Here is a 19,328-nt window from a genome sequence, read left to right as displayed (position 1 = left end):
TAAATGCCTATTCCCCTAATTCATTGAATAAATTTCAAATATATTATTTTTAAGCAATTAATAATATTGTTAATTACAATGATTCTCATTTATAATTCGCTCAATTTAAAATCACTCTCAGGGCGAGACAATGGCAAATAAGAAAAGTAATAAACTTTTTACAAGAAAGTCTGAAGTTAAAAATATCATTCCACTTCTTTCACTTGGAGGAGCCATTATTCTTTCAAATTCAGCATTTGCCGCTTCACCTGCTGAAACCACAGAAACAGAAAAAAAGCCTGAAGCCCTTCCTACTATTACCATTACCGCTTCACGTGCAGATGAACTCTCTACCTCTGCCAAACAAGTCACCAAGTTAGATGAAAAACAAATTGAGCTTTTAAAAAATGGATCGTCTGGAAACATTGCGACTGTTTTAGCCAAAGCCGTACCCGGCCTATCCGACTCAAGCCGAACTATTACTGACTATGGTCAAACTTTACGTGGCCGTAATGCGCTTATTTTGGTCGATGGCGTTCCAATGAACCTTACACGTGATACAGCGAGAGGACTTTCAGCCATTGACCCTGAAAGTATTGCCAACATTGAAGTGATTCGTGGTAGTAACGCAATTTATGGTGGCGGTGCTGCGGGCGGTATTATTTCAATTACCACGAAAGCTGCGGGCGGTGAGCCTACGGCTAAAACGGTTGTTGGACTTCAAACACCCCTCACAAATTTGCGTTCTAATGCTTTAAGCGGTGATATTCACCAGTATTTTACGGGCAGTTTTAACGCCTTTGATTATGCGCTCGACTTTGGTTACCAACGTATTGGTAGTCCGTACGATGCAAGTGGCGACCGTGTTGCACCCGAACCAAGCCAAGGCGACCTTTACGACTCAAATGGTTATAGCATTGGCGGTAAGCTGGGTTATCACATTGATGACAACCAATACCTACAGTTTGCTGCAAACTACTATAATGCTGAGCAAGACTCAAATTATGCATCTGACCCAAGTGTGAAAAAAGCTCCTGCTGGAACTGTGCCAGCTAAAGCAATTAAAGGTTTAAAGCTCAAAGACCAAAATAAAAACGAAAACCAGATCTACAATTTAACCTATAACCATAAAGACTTTTTTGGTAATAAGGTTGATGCTCAAATTTATTACCGCGACTTCTTTACCCGTTTTTCACCGTTTGATGCCCGTGCAAATGCCAACCGTGGTAAACAAGTCGACCAGATTTATCAAGAAAATAATGTACTCGGTAGCCGCTTAACGGTGACCACTCCCCTTGAGTTTTTAGGTGATACCTCATTGGTTTGGGGTGGTGACTTTAGCCGTGAAAAAAGTGAGATGCCTTTAGATATTTTTGATCAAAAAATTTATGATCAATCGGGCGGCTTAGAGTTTGTAAAAATTGGCAAACTGATTTATTTACCTGAACTCACCACGCAAAGTGTGGGTGGTTTTGTACAGCTAAAACACCGCTTTAATGACCAATGGTCAGCAGAAGCTGGTACACGCTATGAAGACAGCTATGCGCAAATTGACAGCTTTGTTCCCTTATCACAATTAGGCAAAACCAACCCTTACACAGTTCCAGGTGGAAAAGTGAAAGCTGATGCATGGTTATACAATGCCAATGTAACTTTCTCACCAAACGACCAGCACTCAATTTATGCATCGTTTAACCAAGGTTTTCAGTTGCCTGATGTTGGCTTGATTATTCGTAATGCTGGTGAAGGTTTTAACCTTGGATCATCATTCTTAGAGCCTGTAAAAGTTGATAACTACGAACTTGGCTGGAAAGGTAACTTTAATAACTTCTCTTCAAGCTTAGCTGTATTCCACTCTACTTCTGACTTGGGTGCTGTTCAATCATTCAATAATGGTTTAGTGCTGGCTCGAACTAAAGAGAAAGTCACAGGTGTTGAAGCAACACTTGATTATCTTGATGATGCAAATGTTTGGGGAACTGGTGGTAGCGTAACGTGGATGAAAGGCCGTGAGAAACCTCAAAATGGTGCTGAACAGGACATGACGGGCTTCCGTATTCCACCATTAAAACTAACAGGTTATATTTCTTATAGCCCAACTGAAACTTGGACAAACCGTCTACAAGCTACTTACTTCGGTTCAGAAGATTACCGTTTGAATGGTGTAAATAGTTTTGGTCGTTACGATGTAAAATCTTATACCACGGCAGATTTAATCAGTAGCTTTGCGCTTAACAAGAAGGACACCATGACCATTGGTTTAGAAAACATGTTTAACCGCAAGTACTACCCACTTTATAGCCAATTATTAAGAACGAACGATAATACCAGCCACTTACTTGCAAATGGTATAACGCTTAAAGTGACTTATAGCCATAAGTGGTAAGAACTTTGGTTAGCCTCTAATACAGTAAAAGCCCCAACCTCGGGGCTTTTATTTTTAGAATATTTCTATGAAAACATCTCTATAAAATATTCGAATTGTTTGTCCCGCTCATCTACATCGTTATGACTGAGCCTTTGAATAATAGTTCCTTCAATTATATGCAGAAGTAGTTTGGCATCATGAAATGAGGCATCAGCTTTTAGCACGCTAAGCTGACTATAAATTTCATTGGTTATCCAAGTTCTATATTTAAGTGCGACCTGATAAGCATTTGAATAGGTATTTTTGGTTTCAAAAATGGCTTTAAATAATAAGTAATACAGCCCTTCCAAGTCTGTATGTACGTCATAAAGTGCTTTAAGTTTATCCACCAAGCTTGTGCTGTGATCATACTCAAGCATAGCAATGACTTGGTCTTGCAGCCGTTCTTTTTGCACAAGTAGGCAAATTTCGATAAACCGTGCTTTGGATTGGAAGTAATGATAAAAAGTCATTTTTGTAATTTCAGAATCTTTGATAATTCTGTCGACACCTACTAAATGGAATCCGTGATGGTGAAATAAATCAATTCCCTTATTCACAACTTTTAAAGCACGTGTAGAAAGTACTAAAGGTGGCATATGTGTACCGTTTAAAATAATTTTTTGTTGTATCTAAAAGAGATAGAAATGCCATCACTCTTAAATTGAGCACTAAAAACAGGTATAGAAAATCGACACAATAAAGGTGTGCTCGCCTATCTCGGGTTTATTGTTGCTATGATTTTTGAGTCGTAACGATTCTTAAGGTGCAGAAAACCTAGAGTCGATTAAACCGTTTTATAGGATGTTGAAATGGTATGAATAAAGAGATTTTGGCAAAGGCCAATAAATGAGAAGAAATAGTACGCATAGCGGACTCCTTGTGTGTAAAGAAGTTCTACCAGATCACTGTCAAATGATTATGGTGGTAGAACGAGAGAAGGTTGACAGACTGACACACAAGAATCAGCACGCACAAGGCGTCCCTCCCTCGCCCTACCGCTACGAAGGGGGACGAACGAGTTCGCCACCAAAAAGAGAACTTTTTGATGTCTTGTGTGTTAAATCGATCTGTCAAAATCGACTGGCAATGTAGGCCAGCAGGCAAAGGATAATCGGAGAGATTTGGGGTGTCAATGTGATATTGGCTAGAAAATGGATAAATAATTTTTTTGTTTTTCATTAGATTAGATTCATTAATCTATTGAATAGAATATATTATATTTGCTTAACGCACATTAACTTATAAATATGAATACTATCTCAGCTACTCTTTTATATGAACACCCAATTGAGGGATGCATTAAAGATGCAAATGGCAATTTAAAACCATTCCCTATTCTTGCAATTGATAATATTCCATTAAATATATGGATGCATCAAAATGCGCGTATTATTGACGAAATGAATGATTTAGTTCCAGCCCAAGGGTGGTTGTATGATCATGATAGTGAGTTAGCATTAAGTAACGCATGGAAACTTCTTAAACCAGAAGCTTATGAAAATGTAGCTATTTCAACAGTGGTTCCAATCTTAATTTGCCCTGATGATTTAGATCTAACATGTAGCGTAATTATGGTTGAACAAATTGTTTCCGCAGATCAAGTCATATGGGCTCGTTTTGGTTACGCATTTAACCATATTCACGATGTTGTGACATCCGTAGTCTGGAAAACCTCGACTTCTGTTCCTCAATTAAGTTTTCCATTGAGCGAATTTGAAAAAGCATATAATGATTTAAAAGAATTAGACAAAAAATGGAGTGAAGGTTTTATCTAGTTTTTTTTAAATATGAAGAAAGAGTTGGAGATAGATGAAAGAGTTAGGTAAAAAAGAATTTTTCTTTTCAATAGAAAAATATGAACCGAAGAATGATCTCTTTTTATTAGTTGTTAATATTAATGGTACTTCTTTTAGCAATTATGAAACCCCTATAAATCTTCCAGTTTTAATTAATGACTTAAACTTACTGCTATATACTAACCAAAGAGAAATAGACTATCTCCAAGTAGATACTGTTAATGAAAACATTGAGTTAATTAAAAAGTTAATAAATTTAGAGTATCTAGAATTAGAAAATAATATCTATGATTTTCAAAATAGTACCGTAAGGAACGGCCATGAAGTATTCTTCTTTTTTAAAGTACCAAATCATCCATTCTATGGATCTCCTTCACTCATAAAAGCTGGTGAAGGTTATGTGGAAACTATTCCTATACAAACTGTTAAGTTTGCATTAAATGAGTTAGTTAAATATCAAAATTCAATTTTATAAATCATGATGACAGAACAGAGGAGGGTTGACAGATCAATCATCTAGAACTGGCACGCACGAAGCGTCCCACCTCCATTCTACCGCAGAGAATAATAAGAGAGATTTTAAGTGTCAATGTGATATTGGCTAGAAATAAATCATTAAAATTTTTAGTAAAACGATTTATTAATTCATACATAATCTTTTATTTTTTGAGATTTAAAATTATCACCAATATTTAAAGATACACCGATAAAATGAATAATAAAATCCATTTTATCGGCTTGCCTACAAAGGCTTTTTAAGATTCCATTTTATTTTCTAATATAGTTTGGAAACTCTTTTAAAACTGTGATACATAATTGGCCTTTCATATCTTCACGTTTGCGTGCTTCAAATTGGTCCATACCTAATCTCATAACTTCTTTACCATACTTTTCACCTAGTTCATGTTTGGTACATTTGTCAGATTCATGAACTAATTCTTGTGAAGTATAGTGATAATTACAATCAAGTTGAGCACGGCTTAAAAAACCATGTAGTTGTACTGTTCTCTCGCAAGTTGTTCGCTGTATATAAGTTTTAGGCTCTTGAGCAGCATAAACTGATGACCCTACCAATAAAGTGAAAGCTGTTACTAAAAAATTACGCATTATTTCCCCGATAAAATTATTAAAAGTATAAGTGGCAATGTTGCGGGTGTATTAAATAATAATTGTTTATAAGTGTCTATTAATAATAAGAAAGTTAGATAAATCCTCTTATCTTTTGAATATTTCATCACCTTATTGAAATTATGGGATTAGTTTTATATGCACTTATAATGATTAAATTAAAATTTTAATGTAGATTTTAATAACATACTTTATATTTTTTTAATGAATGAGATTATAAAAACCATATAAGAATAATTATAAAATAAAAATGAGAATTAACTTCATTAAATCGGTAGATTTAGTTTATGAGAGTATCTAAAAAATGTTTAAATAAATTTTTCAAATATAAAACTAAGCAGCAGATAGAGATAATTTCTTTTAGTGACTTTTTCTTCAACTATAAAAGTAGTTTTCAAATCAAAAATTCTAATATTTAATTTTTTATAAGATCCGCAAAGAGCACTGTTTAGTCACCCTTACTGAAACAGTGCTCTTTGCTTCATCACAACTCCTATCCAGTAGAGTTCGATGCATAGAAATAGTGTATGGCTGTGTCACTCAAAATGTTTACTGTATTTTCATTTTTTTTAAATGATCTCAGCATAAAAATCACGTATATTAAAAATTAACAGAAGAATCTTCTTTGGTTTATATTTTGAACAGCACAGAATACACACTAGATCGCATAGATCGGAAAATATTATCTGCCCTTCGTGGAAATGGACGCTTAACAGTTGCGCAGCTCGCCGAAGAAGTTGGGCTTTCATCTTCACCCTGCTGGACTCGACTCAAACGTTTAGAAAGTCTAAAAATTATTGAAGGCTATACAGTAAACGTAAACCCAAAAGCGATTGGCATTCACGAGTTGTTCTTTATTGAAATTACGCTAGAACGACACGATGACGAAATGCTAGAAAATTTTAGTGAGGCTTTGGCAGACATTCCCGAAGTAGTCGAGGCGCATTTAGTTACTGGTGATTATGATTACTTGGTAAAAGTGGCCGTAAAAGATGCCGAACATTACGAACGGTTTTTACGTAAAAAGCTGTATTCGATCAAAGGTATTCGGCATACGCGTTCAACCTTTGCCTTACGACCACTTAAATCTGCCAATACTGCCGATTTAATGTTAATTGAGTGATTTACTTATATAGACAGCTTTGGGCGTTTCATTGTTTTAATTTGATTTTATTTAATGTTACACATAAAGCTTTCTTGTCAGCTTCTTTAAGTTGAGGGTGCTGAACTGGCCACATATAGCTACAGCCATGAGGTGCCTTGTTATTATTTTTCTTAAGTTCATAGGCAATATTTTTTAGAAGTTCGGTGTTTAAAGAACTAATTTTTAAACGCACTTCACTTAAGTCTTGAGGCTTCCAGTTGGTTTCAGGACTCGACAACCAATCTGCTCTATATCGGTACTGAATTGCTTTAGCCACATCCATTTGCGCCACTATAAATGGCTTTACTGTTTCACTGTTCAGTCCAAAAGATTCGGCTTCAGAAAGTGATTGTTCGAGTACCTTTTTTTCTTGTGTTAAATCTTCAATCGGTAAATGCTGCTCTGCTTTATAGCCTGCGACATCTTTCATATAAGATAAACGTTCGTTAATTAAACGTGCTGTTTGCTCATATTGATAAGCTTGTGCCAGTGAAGAAAAGCACATCAAAGTTGCCACTGCAGTCGCCACTTTAACCGTTTGTTGAGCATACTTAATATTTAACATTTGAGTACCTGTAGAAATTATTGTTGTGCTGTCATTCCAAAGCAGTACTCTATTTTAAGAACACTCGAAAGTAAAATCTCACGATACGCTGAGCTCTTGACTCCACGCAGAATCAGATTGGTGATAGATGTGCTGGCACACTTGTTTAACCGATGAAATAAAGTGCGGATTTTGTCCATCCCATTTTTCCACCATGCAATACGCCACGTGTATGCCTTTGGGTTGAAACTCTCTTGCCAACGACTGTGATAACGCTCGTATACTCGCAAACATACTTTGGCTTAATACATCGTGGTAAGCCGAATGATGAGATGGCGCTCCAAGAAAAATAACTGTACCCCGCTGCTGCTTTAACATAGGTTTCAGTACGAACTGTGACACGCTCACTGCACTTAAACCTGTGGTCTGCCAACTGTGTTCAATTTCTTCTAAAGATAAAGCTCCGATATTTGGCGCTGATGAAAAATTTGGCTGAAACACGCATAACTCAATGGTATGACGATGCTCTGTTATATATTTCAGCAGACTTTTTAAATGCTTAGTTTTGACCAAGTTTAAGCGCACACTCGTCATGCCATCATTTACGTAACTTACTTGTATGTTCTGAACAGTAGAATCATGCACAACTTGATAAACATGTAATGGAGCTTGATAGTTTTTATCTAAAATTACAAAGTCATGATTAAGTAGTTCTATATCATGGCCGGCAACCACAACACAGCCCTGCTTTTTTTGAAACTTCTGAAATATTGTTTTTAGCATATAAGTCTCTCAAAATTTTTCTTGGTATGGGCGTAAATCTAACTCATGTGTCCAAAGTTCAGGGCTTTGCAGGTAGAGCATCCAATAGTTCTCTGCTATTGCATCAAGATTAAGCCCGCCTGTTCCACGTGTAAGACGCGCCAAACGGCCTAGCCCAAATAAAGCTTTATTAATTCTGTCACCATTTACCATTCCATCAATAATGACATGAGCAATATGAATGCCTTGTTTTTTATAAATTTGAGCTAGATTTAATGCATAAGCTCGCAAGGCAGATTTACCCATGGTAAAAGCAGCGAAAAACGGTTTTCCACGTAAAGAAGCACTCGCCCCAGTAAAAATAAGTGTGCCGTGATTTTGTTCTTTAAAAATTTTTAGGCAGCTTTGAGAAACCAAATAAGCTGATAAAAATGTGGATTGCCACATATCATTAAAAAACGACAGCGGGCTGCGTAAAAAATTGAAGGTATATTCCCTCCAACATTATGAATAACAGCGGTAATACGCTCGTTTTGACTAGTAATGGTGTCAAATAAGGCTTGTACTTGATGTATATCTTCGGCATCTAAACGAAATGCGACAGCTTCACCTGCATTTGCATGGATTTCAGCAGCCACTGCTTCAATTTTCTGGAAAGTTCGTCCTGCAACGTAAACTTTTAATCCTTCTTTTGCAAAACGATGACAAACGGCTGCTCCGATCCCCTGTGAAGCCCCAACACCAATAACAACTGCACAATCTCGTGTTTTATTCGGTGGTTCTAATGACATAGCCGTTTCACCCTGTTTGTTTTTTATACCATAAAGCAATAAACGGTCGATTCAAAATTTCTTTACTAAACTTTTTGCTTGTTCGAACCACCTCACCGAGTTGGGCAACTACGGCAATGTCTGCTATCGTCTGTTTATCTCCAACCAACCATTCACTTTGTGATAACACCTGCTCAATACGGTCTAAATGTTTTAAAAACTCTGCTTCTACATTTTCAGCTTTCATTCGGCCCAAACCCTGAAAGAAAAGTTGTGTTTTTAATTCGGCTAAAATAAAAGCTTTTACCATTGGCTTTTCATAAGCTGGGCGACCAATGCTACTAATACGGATTGCTTCTTCTAACGCTTCCGAGTCATTTACCCTTAAATACACCTCATAAAAATAAAGAGACTCATCTGCCCAGTCTTCCCACAGTTCGGCAAGTGCTTTTTGATTTGGATCTTCGGGATAAAGTCGCGGTGTATCTGGATAGGCTTCATCTAAATAACGAGCAATACGGGTACTGTCTTGTATACGTTGCCCTTTATCATCAATAACGGGCACTTTCCCCACTTTACTCAGCAAAGGAACTTTGGCACCAAGAATGCCGTTATAGTTTACTGTATCAAATGGGATACCCTTAAATTTCAAAGCCCTTGAAATTTTTTGACAAAACGGAGAAATTTCCCACTGATGCAAAATAATATCTGACATTTATTCACCTTTATTTTTTAATTGCCTGTTTTACTTACCAGTTCTTTTTTGGAACTAATCAATAAATATACAGAATACCTTTTTAAGTCAAACCAATTTTGATGACCTACAAGTTTTAAAAGCTAAGAATTATTTGATTTTTATTATTTATATTTTAGCAATTTCTAACCAATACAATTTTAATTACAAGAAGCTCTGTCACAAAAGAGCTTCTTATATAGCTTTAAAATAATTAATAAGTCACTGTAACCACAACATTATCGGAGTAAGCACCTGGCCTACTTGCAATCGTAGTACCTTGCGGAATTTTTCCATAAACTGTAGTGGTTTGAGCATTACCTGTTCCAGTACCAGACACTCCACCTGCGCCACCAATACTAGATACTCCACCCGTAGCATCCCACACCGAACTATAAGCAGCATCTTTATATAACTGATAGGGAATAAACTCATTATTACTATTGGCCATACGCCTGAATCCTCCGCTTATACGGTTATTGCCATCCCCCAAATAAATCGTATAAGGCGTTCCATAGTTACATGTCGTATTTACAGCACCTTGTGTTGTGTAATCACGACTAGCCGTGCCAATATCGTTAATATTGCCAAAATCTACATTCGAGGTTGAGTTTAATTGGCAAAGTGTCGGCACTACAAAATTTGCTGTTAAAATTACACTTCCAGAGTCCCAGCTGAGTAAATCACCTAAACATAACACTGATAGAAGATCCATATCCCAAAATAGTTGAACTGTAGCTGTATATGTTCCTTGAGGATAAGCAATTAGTGATCCGGTACGTGCGGGTACCTTCACATTTACCGAATAGCTAAGAACATTGTTTGAAGCGATAGTTACCACTGGACCATACCAAACATTGGAGGTTTGGTTGGTGGTAGAAGAACCTGCTCCACCTACAGTTGCAGTAACCGTATAGGGTAAGGTCACGTTATTATTCGCAGTGGTTGCTCCTGTAAATACGGTCTTCATACACATAAACGGAGAGATCTGAGGTATTATCCCTCCATTCGTACAAGTAATTGTTCCTGAAAAGTTTACCGTTGCATCACTATTAATATTTGCTGCCGTGTAGGTAAACGTATTATTGGTCGTTCCAGCTACCGTACAAGCAGCATGTGACGGACTAAAAAAGGCATAAGCGATATAAAATAAGCAAATACCTATAAAATATTTTAAAGACAATGAAAATTTTTTATAGCTCTCTCTTTGAGCCTTATTAATACTATTTACTGACATATATAAGGTCCCAATTTTTTAGTTGAGTACTGATTACTGTTATAAGTGAAGTTAATCTGGCATGAACCATGATCGAGAAGATCTACTTCAAGTTTGTTTTGTCTTAATAAGTTTGGAACGAATACTTCACCATCGTAGCCCACTACAGCATCTTGCTGTCGATTAATTCGAACGCTATAGCCTGGTAATAATGCCGTGTTGTTTTTATCAACTATTCTCACCAAGCCTGAAACAACCTGATGTGCACCAAAGTCAACTAGCGTCCCTTGGCGATAGCCCACGACTGTTTTTTGATCTGTAGATTTAACATTCCAATTTAAAGGAAGATATGATGGATCTAAATAAATATGGTTCTCTCTATATGGCATAAGACTAGGAATAAGAAATCTTCCAGACTTGTCAGTTGTTCCTAGATTTATCCCACCATTTATAATTTGGCTTTTCGGTCCGGCATTGGTTACAACAGCATAACCTTCCCCTATTTCATTGGCCGCAAATATACGTCCTGCCGCCGCAACCAACGATCCGGTCGCTGAAAGTGCAACCTGGTCATTATCCCCAATTCGGTTATAACGACCTGTCAGATACGCAGCCCTTGCTCGATAAGAACCATAGATCGATGCATTGTTAGTATGCGCATCCTGATCTCGCTCTACATATCCACCCCATCCAAATGAATTAATTTTTGGTTCTGATAAAACAAATACTTCTTGTCGGTAAGTCAGCCTGCCACTATCACTAGATACGCTTGTAATCGCATTAGTTCTGGTAGATGGCGTATAGCGCAGCGCAAAGTAAATGCCGTAGTCCTTATGGTTTTCATAATCTTTATAAGCTGAACTATAAAAACCCCAGTTCTTGTTTAAACTTCCGCTTAAGTTGGCAGACAGTAACTTATACGAGTTATCACTGTACTTGATCTGGTTATAACCGACATAAACACCATAGCCTGCATAAAAGTTATAGTTAATCCCTGCCCTAATAATCTCATCTGCCAGCGCGCTATAGCTGAGATAGTTCTGTGGCTCAGCACTAATCTGGTTTTCTTTTAAATATCGGATTTGAGATACACGGGCTAGATCAAAGTAGTTATCAAATACTTTGCGGTAACTGGTGTTAAATGAAATATTCTTGCTAATACGCCCTTCTAAACCGATCAGAGTTGAATAGCCGTTTTCATCCTTATACTGACTGGCGGCAATGTCGGCATTAATCACCCCCACACCAAACAAATTCTTGGCAAAACCTGTGCCGAGATTCGTCAAACCATCTGTTGAGGCTTCCACACCCCCACTTAAGGTCAGTGAGTTGCTATAACCATAACGAATTGCACCAGAGGCAAAGGTGGCATCATCATAATCGTTTGAGTACAGCCCATAGTTATAGCGTGGAACCCCAACATCTACTGAAAACTCATTTATGCCTTTTGCCAGAATCTTCGATGAAAAGTAGTAAGGTTTTTTAGTAATGATTTGCTGACCTGTGGCATCAGTCGTCACCAGTGTAACTTCATTTCCGGAAATAAACGGCAGTTGCTTAATGTCAAACGGGCCTGAAGGCACAAGTCCTGAATAAATCTTTTGCTGGTTAACGTATAAGTCCAGTGTTGAAGGCAGTGCCGCCGAACCGGAAAATTGCGGCAACGCCGAGGTAACAATATCACCACGCTGGGTATAGGCACTCGACCACTGGAAACCGGCAAGACGTACACTACTGCCCCAGTCAGAACTATTGGAAACAAAGTCACCTAGGGTATATATCCTGACTTTTTCAGGGTCTACATATTGCCATTTACTTTCCAGACGTACCCACTTCTCATGGCTATAGCTCGTTTCATTACTACCGTTATATAAAACGCCTGATGAAAAGTTACCGAGTGCGCTATTAAAAATACCTTCAGCTGAACCTGAGAAAATACTCTCATCATTGGTTATGGTGTGGTACAGGCTATAATTCAGGATTGCAGCATTTAAGGGTTTCATTTTTAGCAAACCAGAACTAGTAGTTTGCTGACCACTTAACTCAACTGAGTAACCAGTTAACATGCTGGCGGGAACTTGTAAGTTTAAAGATTGCTCATTTTCCAGATATTTAAACTGGATTCCTTTAAGTTGATTAATACATACCCATTGGCTATCTGGAATATGCTCATCCATTTTCACTCTTAGCGTTTTTAAGTCGCCAGAACGAATATATAATTTTCCGTCCTTAGATTGTTTTACGGAAAACAAATCTTCTGAAGGATTAGAGTTAATAGAAATATTTAAAAATAACTGAATAAAATTAAGATTTTGCTCCTGTCCATTTGTCTTTTCCTGCGTATATTTATTATTGCCATCTATAGATTCAGGAACACTTGGAATCAAAGTATTCGTATGATCTACTAATTGTTCAGCAAATGAATGCGCTGGAAAGTACGCAACACATAAGACACCTATAATATATTTCATATAAGCCTCTTAAAGTGTGGTTTTCTTACCATTTACTGTCAGAGAAATACTATATTTATGATTTGGCTGATATGTAAAATTACTAATTGAATAACTTTTTGCTTGCTTTGCAAGAATATAGCCATTCACTGTATTTACCTTAATCGGATAACTCTTATTCTCTGTGTTATCAACAAGCGTTAAATCATTTAACAGTGCATGTCGATTCCCAACATTATTAATATTTAGGGAAGGTTCTTTTTGATGAGTATCAATTTTCCAATTTAGTTGAGTAATCGCATCTTTATTGACAACAAATACAGGTAATGACGAACGAAGCAATACATTTACACCTTGAGAAGCTTTTCGGCTATCAACAGGTTTGGGTAATTCATCAATAATAATACGGTAAGTTTTTTCACCAGAAATCGGCTCTGGATTAATTCTAACTACCCGTAAATTATAAGACTCATTAGGCTTTAGCTTTAAAAAAGGTGGACTAATATTGATTTCATCTGTAGGCGTTAATTGATCTTGCCCATTATTTTGAGTCCATTCAAATATACGTACCTGTAAATCAGCACTTTCATTTGACTGATTATATAAACTAATCGAAGAAGCACTTTGATTACTTAAAATTTCCACTGTTACTGGTGAAAGACGGATTGTAGCTGCGTTAATAATGGTAGATAAAGATAAGAATAATCCCGTAATAATAAAAATATTTTTTTTCATGTTTTACTCAAATATATATCTTTTAATATATTAGCCCTTTCAAAAGGGCTAACAGTTTTTCTAATTTATACAAATTAATAAGTTACCGTTATTGTCACCGTATCAACATAGCTACCTGCACTTGGTAACGCTGAGCCAGCAGGAATACGACCATATACGTTTACTGTTTGTACCGCACCACTCCCTGTACCACTATAAGCGGTTGTAGCAATTCCAATTGCAGTGGCACGTCCTGTATCTGAATATAAGTTATAAGGGATATATTCGTTACTTGTTGCACCACCAATCATACGGCGTTGGGTCGTTTGAGCATTTTTGCCGCCATCGAAAGCTAGAGTCCATGGCACAGTATTGTTACAAAGGACTTTAATTGAGGTACCTCCGGTCGTCGTGGTATCAGCATCTTCGTTAGTTGCGAGAGAGCTTAAAGTACCAAAGTCCAAAACAGCATTTGTGGTTGTACCTGTTGCAGATGTATTCAGAACACAACTATTTGTTACTGTCGCCTTAACAGTTAATGTCCCCGTTGCTGTAGCGGCGTTTGCTGCATTAAAAGAAAATAATCCTACAGCAAATGCTGATAAATAAAAAAAAGTCTTTTTCATGTCTAAAACCTTTTAAACTAAATTGTCGAATTAATAGATATAAAAAAATTAACTCTTATCCTTACAATCATTTTTATTTGACTGCTCTTTTAAAGCTTATTTTTTATCCTATTTTAGTCATCATACATAAAAATAATTAAAATGTATGAGTATATTTTTATTTTTATTTCTATTTAACAAAATACCATTACCCCAACTAACAAAACATTAACAAAAGTTAACAATCAAAATTACAAGAATTTGATTTATTTAAAATTAATAAATTACTATTAAAATTTATTTCCTAAATTTTAAATAAATATGTCAAAAATTTAGGTCTTTTAGATAAAAAACCATAAGGATTAAAATTTAACTATACTATTTTTTGTCACATTAAAAGATATATCTAAAATAAATCATTAAAAACTCACCTTAACTAAAACAAATTATAGAGCGTATATAATTTTAATTTTTATGATGGGTAATATTGAACACTCTTTATTATGAAATTTATATAAAAATAAAGGCCTCTTAAGAGACCTTTATTAAGTATATTTAAATAATTAAATACTCAACATACTATTTAAAGTTTCAGAAACATTTTTAGATTTCACTTTAGGCTGCAAGGCTTGTAAAGCCTGTTGCACTTGAGTACGTTGAGGTTCTGCAAGCGTATACCAACGAGATAACACCTGTAATAAGCGTGAACCTAAAATCGGGTTTTTCTCGTCCAGATATTCTGCAAGATGAATAAAGTGAGCTACACCAAAGCCCCAAGTATTTTCAGGGTTATTTGACAAACCACCACTCACGGCGCGAATACGGTTTGGCGTAGTTAAGTCATAATCAGGATGTTGAGTTAAGTACTCAATTGTCTCAACTGTGGCATTTGGGTTTGCTGCCTGAATCATAAACCATTGGTCTAAAGACAATGCTTCATCTTTAAAGCGGTTATAGAAATCAGCAAGGGCTTCTTGTGCTTGAGGCGCATTTTGCCAAACTAATACACGTAGCGCACCTAAACGTTCAGACATATTGCCTGTGCTTTGATATTGCTCGTAAGCCAATTCAAATGCACTTTGGTCGCCCTGACGTGCCATCATCATAAGCATAATGTTCTTTAATGCACGTACACCCATCGCTAAAGAAAATTCTTTTTGCAAGTCTGGGTCCAGGGTAAGGTAAGTCTCTTTCCAGAATGAACCCAAATCTTGTGCTAAACGATTCAACAGGGCTTCACGTTTTACATGAATATCGGCTGGTGCATAGTTTTGATCAATACGACTACCCAAATAACCTTCAGTTGGTACATCAAATAAACGAGATGCTAAAAGTGGATCACGACCAACTAAATCAGGCAATGTACTTTGAATAGCTTGAATATAGGTATCCGCTGAGTGATCTTCTAACAAAATACGTTCAAGCAAGGTTTGTGTTGCTTGCCATTGGTTAAAACCATTTGTTTCATGCTGAATCAAGAATGCTAATTCTTCATCACTGTAATCGAATATCAGATTTACAGGTGCAGAGAAGTTACGTAATAGCGATGCAACTGGTTGCTCAGTCACACCTGTAAACTCGATAGTAGCTTCATCTTGGTCAAACAAATACACGCCATCTTTAACACCATTTACAAATAGACTGTCGCTATGAAGTGTATATTGCTCACCTGTTTTAGCATTAAATAGCGCCAACGCTACAGGAATCGGAACAGCTTTTAAGTTTGGATATTTAGGATGTGCTTTTAGGCTTTGTTTAAAACTTAAACGGTAAGTTTGTGCTGCTGCATCATACTCACCTTTCGCTTCAAGCTTTGGTGTACCTGGTTGGTTATACCAAGTTAAGAATGCAGATAAATCGACACCTGAACCTGCTGACAATGCTGCAACCCAGTCTTCTACAGTTACGGCTTGTCCATCATGACGGCGGAAATATTCATCCGTTCCCTGACGGAATTTTTCTTTACCCAGTAATGTCGACATCATGCGGTTAATTTCCGCACCTTTTTCATAAACAGTCGCTGTATAGAAGTTATTAATTTCTACAAAGTGGTCTGGGCGTGGAGGGTGCGACAATGGACCTGCATCTTCTGGGAATTGATGCGATTTAAGTACAGCGACATCGTCAATACGTTGAACCGCAGCAGATTGCAGATCTTCCGAGAAAGACTGATCACGGAATACGGTTAAACCTTCTTTTAAGCACAACTGGAACCAGTCACGGCAAGTAATACGGTTCCCTGTCCAGTTATGGAAATATTCATGGGCAATCACAGACTGTACACGCATAATCGCTGCGTCAGTTGTATATTCTTCATCGGCAAGTACACATGAGGTGTTAAAGATATTTAAACCTTTATTTTCCATTGCACCCATGTTGAACTGGCTCACCGCCACAATCATATAGTTGTCGAGATCATAAGCACGGCCGTAGTGTTCTTCATCCCAACGCATAGAATGCTTTAATGCTTCCATCGCGATATGGCATTTTGGAATATCTTTCTCAATCGCATAGATTTCTAAAGCGACATCACGCCCTTCTGAAGTGGTATATCGGTCTTTAAGAACAGCTAAATCACCAATCACACAAGCAAACAAATAGCTTGGCTTTTTAGTCGGGTCTTGCCAGATCGCAAAGTGGCGGTTTTCACCAACTTCACCTGTTTCAAGCAAGTTACCGTTAGCAAGTAAAACCGGATATTTTTTGTCTGCTTCTACACGTGTCGTAAAAACTGAAAGTACGTCTGGACGGTCTGGATAGAAGGTAATTTTACGGAAACCTTCAGGCTCATTTTGCGTTACAAATAAGTCACCAGCTTTATATAAACCTTCAAGCTGAGTATTGGTTTCAGGGTGAATAATAACTTGAGTTTGTAAAATGACTTCATCTGGTGCATCAGTGATCACCAGTTGTTCACTATCGAGTGAATATTGTGCAGGAGTAAGATCTTGGCCATTGAGCTGAATAGATTGCAACTCAAGATCACGGCCCAATAGCACCAAGTCTCCAGCAGTTTGACGCTTCATGACCAATGTTGAATCAACAATTGTTTTATCGTCATAGACTTGAATATCAAGATTAATTGATTCAACCAAGAACGCAGGTTTTTGATAATCTTTTAAATAAACTGTTTGATCTGCCTGAACTGGAGGCTGCGCCGCAATATTCATCTTTATTCCTTATATACTTTTCGGAAACCGTAGTACGAATTTTATGAATTTGATCATACACATTCATACATACTATGTTTGTTTACCTTTATAAAATTAATGGGACTTCATTTATACATTTCAAATTAGAATCGTCTTTTATTAGCACAGATTAGACCAAAATTACGATAATCGCTGCTTATATAATCAATCTATACAATAAAAATAAAACTCCTTTCGCTTTTAACATTTTTGAGGAGCTGCTTACATTTTGGGCATGGTTCTTGCCTTATCCAATATACCAGTATAAGTATTTCAATCAGAACAAGAGGAACTCACTATGGAATTAAAAGCTTATTTACATCGTTTAGAAAATATTAAAGCGATTCATGATCTAGATGCAGCAGGACTCGACCATCATGTGATTGCCGTGTTCTTGTCTGCCGAAGGTATTTCAATGACTGCTCAGGAGGTAACTACTATCGTTAATACTTATGACGCCTTAGGTAAAGTGAAATTACCAAGTAAAAAAGTGCAGGCACTGATCAATGCCAAAAAACTTGGACAAAATGATGAGACCTTGCCGTGCCCTGTTTAATCTTAACTTTTAACCGCTTATGAAAACCTAAAGTCAAAGCAAAGACTTTAGGTTTTCTATTTTTGCACCAAACAAAAAGACAATCTCAGCTATCGGCAATGCGGCTGTGTATAATAGGTCAGTCGTGATTGATTTAAACGCTCGGAGCAAAATGGCCTTACAAATTCTACAAAAACAGCTAGATGAAAGTAGCCATTGCCCTCTCTGCCAAGCGTCGATGTATTGGGTAGATGCCGAACAATTTGAGCAAGACGTTCAATTTCATGAATGTAGCCATTGCCAACATCGTGTATTTAAAGACACAAAAATGACGTGCCACTGTGACCAATGCACAAAACAAAGAAAGAAACTTTTACAGCAAACCCGCCTACAAGAACAACGCCAGTTTAAGTCAAAAGATCAGCCACAACGCAGTCTGGAACAACTGAGTTTTTTACATAAACTTTTTTTACTAAGCCTACTTGATGACTACGCACGAGACGATATTGCTCATGACGAATACATTCACTGGGACCAGATAAAATATCAGCCGATTACCCCCAACTGGATGTTCCAAAGCCATCTGATTAAACAGCTTCATAAAGATGGGATTTTAAATGCACAAGATCAAACCGATGAACCACAGTGCTTTTATTTAAATATTCGTCTAGATGGTTATAGCGACCCAAGTTTATTTAGTGTAGCTCAGCAACTACGCCACTGGTTCTATGAAAACCTAAGTCTTGGTATTCCATTTCGTAGTGCCGATGAAGTGAAAGACGTGCTGTTTCAGGTGCTCTACCAAGAAATTATTCAGTTCACTCAGTTCTACTGCCGAACTTGGGGTATCCAAATTGCAGGAAGCTCTAATTTTCAAACTTTTTGCTACCGTTTAATGGACTCATTGGCGATTGGGCAAATTTATTATCTTATTCAGACTGCACTTGAATACCTTTATAAACAAAAGGCGCTACAGCCACGAAATGAAAAGTTTATTAACACCAATTTATTAAAGAAAACTTTAGAGCAATATCGGGAACGGGCTTTGGCTGAAAAGTGGGAAACTTCAATGTTGCCACGCCCTTACAATATTCCTTACAGTAAAATGAGCCACATATTGTTTAACCGCTTTTTAGGTTATGACGAACAGATTTTTGTACAACCTGTATGGAAAGCATGGCGAAAAATCGAACCTCGGTTAAACTTTTATTCGGTTAAACGTTGTATGTACTGTGGTTCAAATGATCTAAGTGTTGACTATGATGCAGCAGATTATGTGTCGTTGATTTGCCAAAACTGTAAACATCAAGATCACTATTTTACCCGTTAAATTTCTTATCTCTGGCTTAAT

Annotated in this window: 16 protein-coding genes and 1 pseudogene; 6 read left to right on the top strand and 11 right to left on the bottom strand. The window is 37.0% G+C overall.

What is annotated here, in order from left to right; genetic code table 11:
- Positions 1-130: 130 nt before the first annotated feature.
- Entirely contained in the window at positions 131-2,365 is a 2,235-nt protein-coding gene (locus F984_RS07130; RefSeq protein WP_004708190.1) for a TonB-dependent receptor, read from the top strand.
- 65 nt (positions 2,366-2,430) lie between these two features.
- On the opposite strand, the gene F984_RS07125 is transcribed toward F984_RS07130, so the two are convergent.
- Entirely contained in the window at positions 2,431-2,985 is a 555-nt protein-coding gene (locus F984_RS07125) for a TetR/AcrR family transcriptional regulator (RefSeq protein ID WP_004708189.1), read from the bottom strand.
- Positions 2,986-3,636: 651 nt separating this feature from the next.
- On the opposite strand from F984_RS07125, the gene F984_RS07120 reads away from it, so the two are divergent.
- Together F984_RS07120 and F984_RS07115 are read left to right on the top strand one after the other, a co-directional pair.
- The gene (locus F984_RS07120) at positions 3,637-4,164 is read left to right on the top strand and encodes a hypothetical protein (protein WP_004708186.1); all 528 of its coding nucleotides are present in this window, start codon (positions 3,637-3,639) and stop codon (positions 4,162-4,164) included.
- A gap of 34 nt (positions 4,165-4,198) precedes the next feature.
- Positions 4,199-4,660: a hypothetical protein gene (locus F984_RS07115; protein WP_004708185.1), complete on the top strand. Its 462-nt coding sequence runs from the start codon at positions 4,199-4,201 to the stop codon at positions 4,658-4,660.
- A gap of 293 nt (positions 4,661-4,953) precedes the next feature.
- Here F984_RS07115 and F984_RS07110 read toward each other — a convergent pair whose 3' ends face one another.
- Entirely contained in the window at positions 4,954-5,292 is a 339-nt protein-coding gene (locus tag F984_RS07110; protein ID WP_004708183.1) for a hypothetical protein, read from the bottom strand.
- A 658-nt stretch (positions 5,293-5,950) separates the two neighbouring features.
- Between F984_RS07110 and F984_RS07105 the strand changes: the two genes are divergently transcribed.
- Positions 5,951-6,436 (top strand): Lrp/AsnC family transcriptional regulator, encoded by a 486-nt coding sequence (locus tag F984_RS07105; protein WP_031944247.1) that lies wholly within the window; start codon positions 5,951-5,953, stop codon positions 6,434-6,436.
- Between the two features lie 28 nt (positions 6,437-6,464).
- Here F984_RS07105 and F984_RS07100 read toward each other — a convergent pair whose 3' ends face one another.
- The 9 genes and pseudogenes from F984_RS07100 to pepN form a co-directional block, all read right to left on the bottom strand.
- Complete coding sequence (locus tag F984_RS07100; protein ID WP_004708182.1) at positions 6,465-7,022, bottom strand: chorismate mutase; 558 nt, start codon at positions 7,020-7,022, stop codon at positions 6,465-6,467.
- Between the two features lie 78 nt (positions 7,023-7,100).
- On the bottom strand, positions 7,101-7,784 hold the full coding sequence (locus tag F984_RS07095; RefSeq protein WP_004708179.1) for an SDR family NAD(P)-dependent oxidoreductase: 684 nt from the start codon (positions 7,782-7,784) through the stop codon (positions 7,101-7,103).
- Between the two features lie 9 nt (positions 7,785-7,793).
- Positions 7,794-8,554 (bottom strand): annotated as a pseudogene (locus F984_RS0103750) (SDR family NAD(P)-dependent oxidoreductase).
- A 7-nt stretch (positions 8,555-8,561) separates the two neighbouring features.
- Positions 8,562-9,248: a glutathione S-transferase gene (locus tag F984_RS07090; RefSeq protein ID WP_002049028.1), complete on the bottom strand. Its 687-nt coding sequence runs from the start codon at positions 9,246-9,248 to the stop codon at positions 8,562-8,564.
- A 232-nt stretch (positions 9,249-9,480) separates the two neighbouring features.
- Positions 9,481-10,503: a Csu type fimbrial protein gene (locus F984_RS07085; protein ID WP_004708173.1), complete on the bottom strand. Its 1,023-nt coding sequence runs from the start codon at positions 10,501-10,503 to the stop codon at positions 9,481-9,483.
- Positions 10,494-12,953 carry a fimbria/pilus outer membrane usher protein gene (locus F984_RS07080; protein ID WP_004708171.1) on the bottom strand — a complete coding sequence of 820 codons (2,460 nt, stop codon included), beginning with the start codon at positions 12,951-12,953 and terminating at the stop codon, positions 10,494-10,496. Before F984_RS07080 ends, F984_RS07085 begins: the two co-directional genes overlap by 10 nt.
- A 9-nt stretch (positions 12,954-12,962) precedes the next feature.
- Complete coding sequence (locus F984_RS07075) at positions 12,963-13,667, bottom strand: fimbrial biogenesis chaperone (protein WP_004708169.1); 705 nt, start codon at positions 13,665-13,667, stop codon at positions 12,963-12,965.
- Between the two features lie 74 nt (positions 13,668-13,741).
- Positions 13,742-14,272 (bottom strand): Csu type fimbrial protein, encoded by a 531-nt coding sequence (locus tag F984_RS07070; RefSeq protein ID WP_004708167.1) that lies wholly within the window; start codon positions 14,270-14,272, stop codon positions 13,742-13,744.
- A gap of 542 nt (positions 14,273-14,814) precedes the next feature.
- Positions 14,815-17,421, bottom strand: coding sequence for an aminopeptidase N (pepN, locus tag F984_RS07065; RefSeq protein ID WP_004708165.1), 2,607 nt, complete (start codon positions 17,419-17,421; stop codon positions 14,815-14,817).
- Positions 17,422-17,740: 319 nt separating this feature from the next.
- On the opposite strand from pepN, the gene F984_RS07060 reads away from it, so the two are divergent.
- Both F984_RS07060 and F984_RS07055 read left to right on the top strand, forming a co-directional pair.
- Positions 17,741-17,998, top strand: a complete 258-nt coding sequence (locus F984_RS07060) for a hypothetical protein (RefSeq protein ID WP_000420541.1) — start codon at positions 17,741-17,743, stop codon at positions 17,996-17,998.
- Positions 17,999-18,149: 151 nt separating this feature from the next.
- On the top strand, positions 18,150-19,307 hold the full coding sequence (locus F984_RS07055; protein ID WP_004708163.1) for a hypothetical protein: 1,158 nt from the start codon (positions 18,150-18,152) through the stop codon (positions 19,305-19,307).
- The last annotated feature ends 21 nt before the right edge of the window (positions 19,308-19,328 follow it).

The organism is Acinetobacter nosocomialis NIPH 2119 (genome assembly GCF_000368085.1).
GTDB lineage: Bacteria > Pseudomonadota > Gammaproteobacteria > Pseudomonadales > Moraxellaceae > Acinetobacter > Acinetobacter nosocomialis.
The sequence above is the reverse complement of the archived record's forward strand: the minus strand, read 5'-3'. Positions and strand labels throughout refer to the sequence as shown.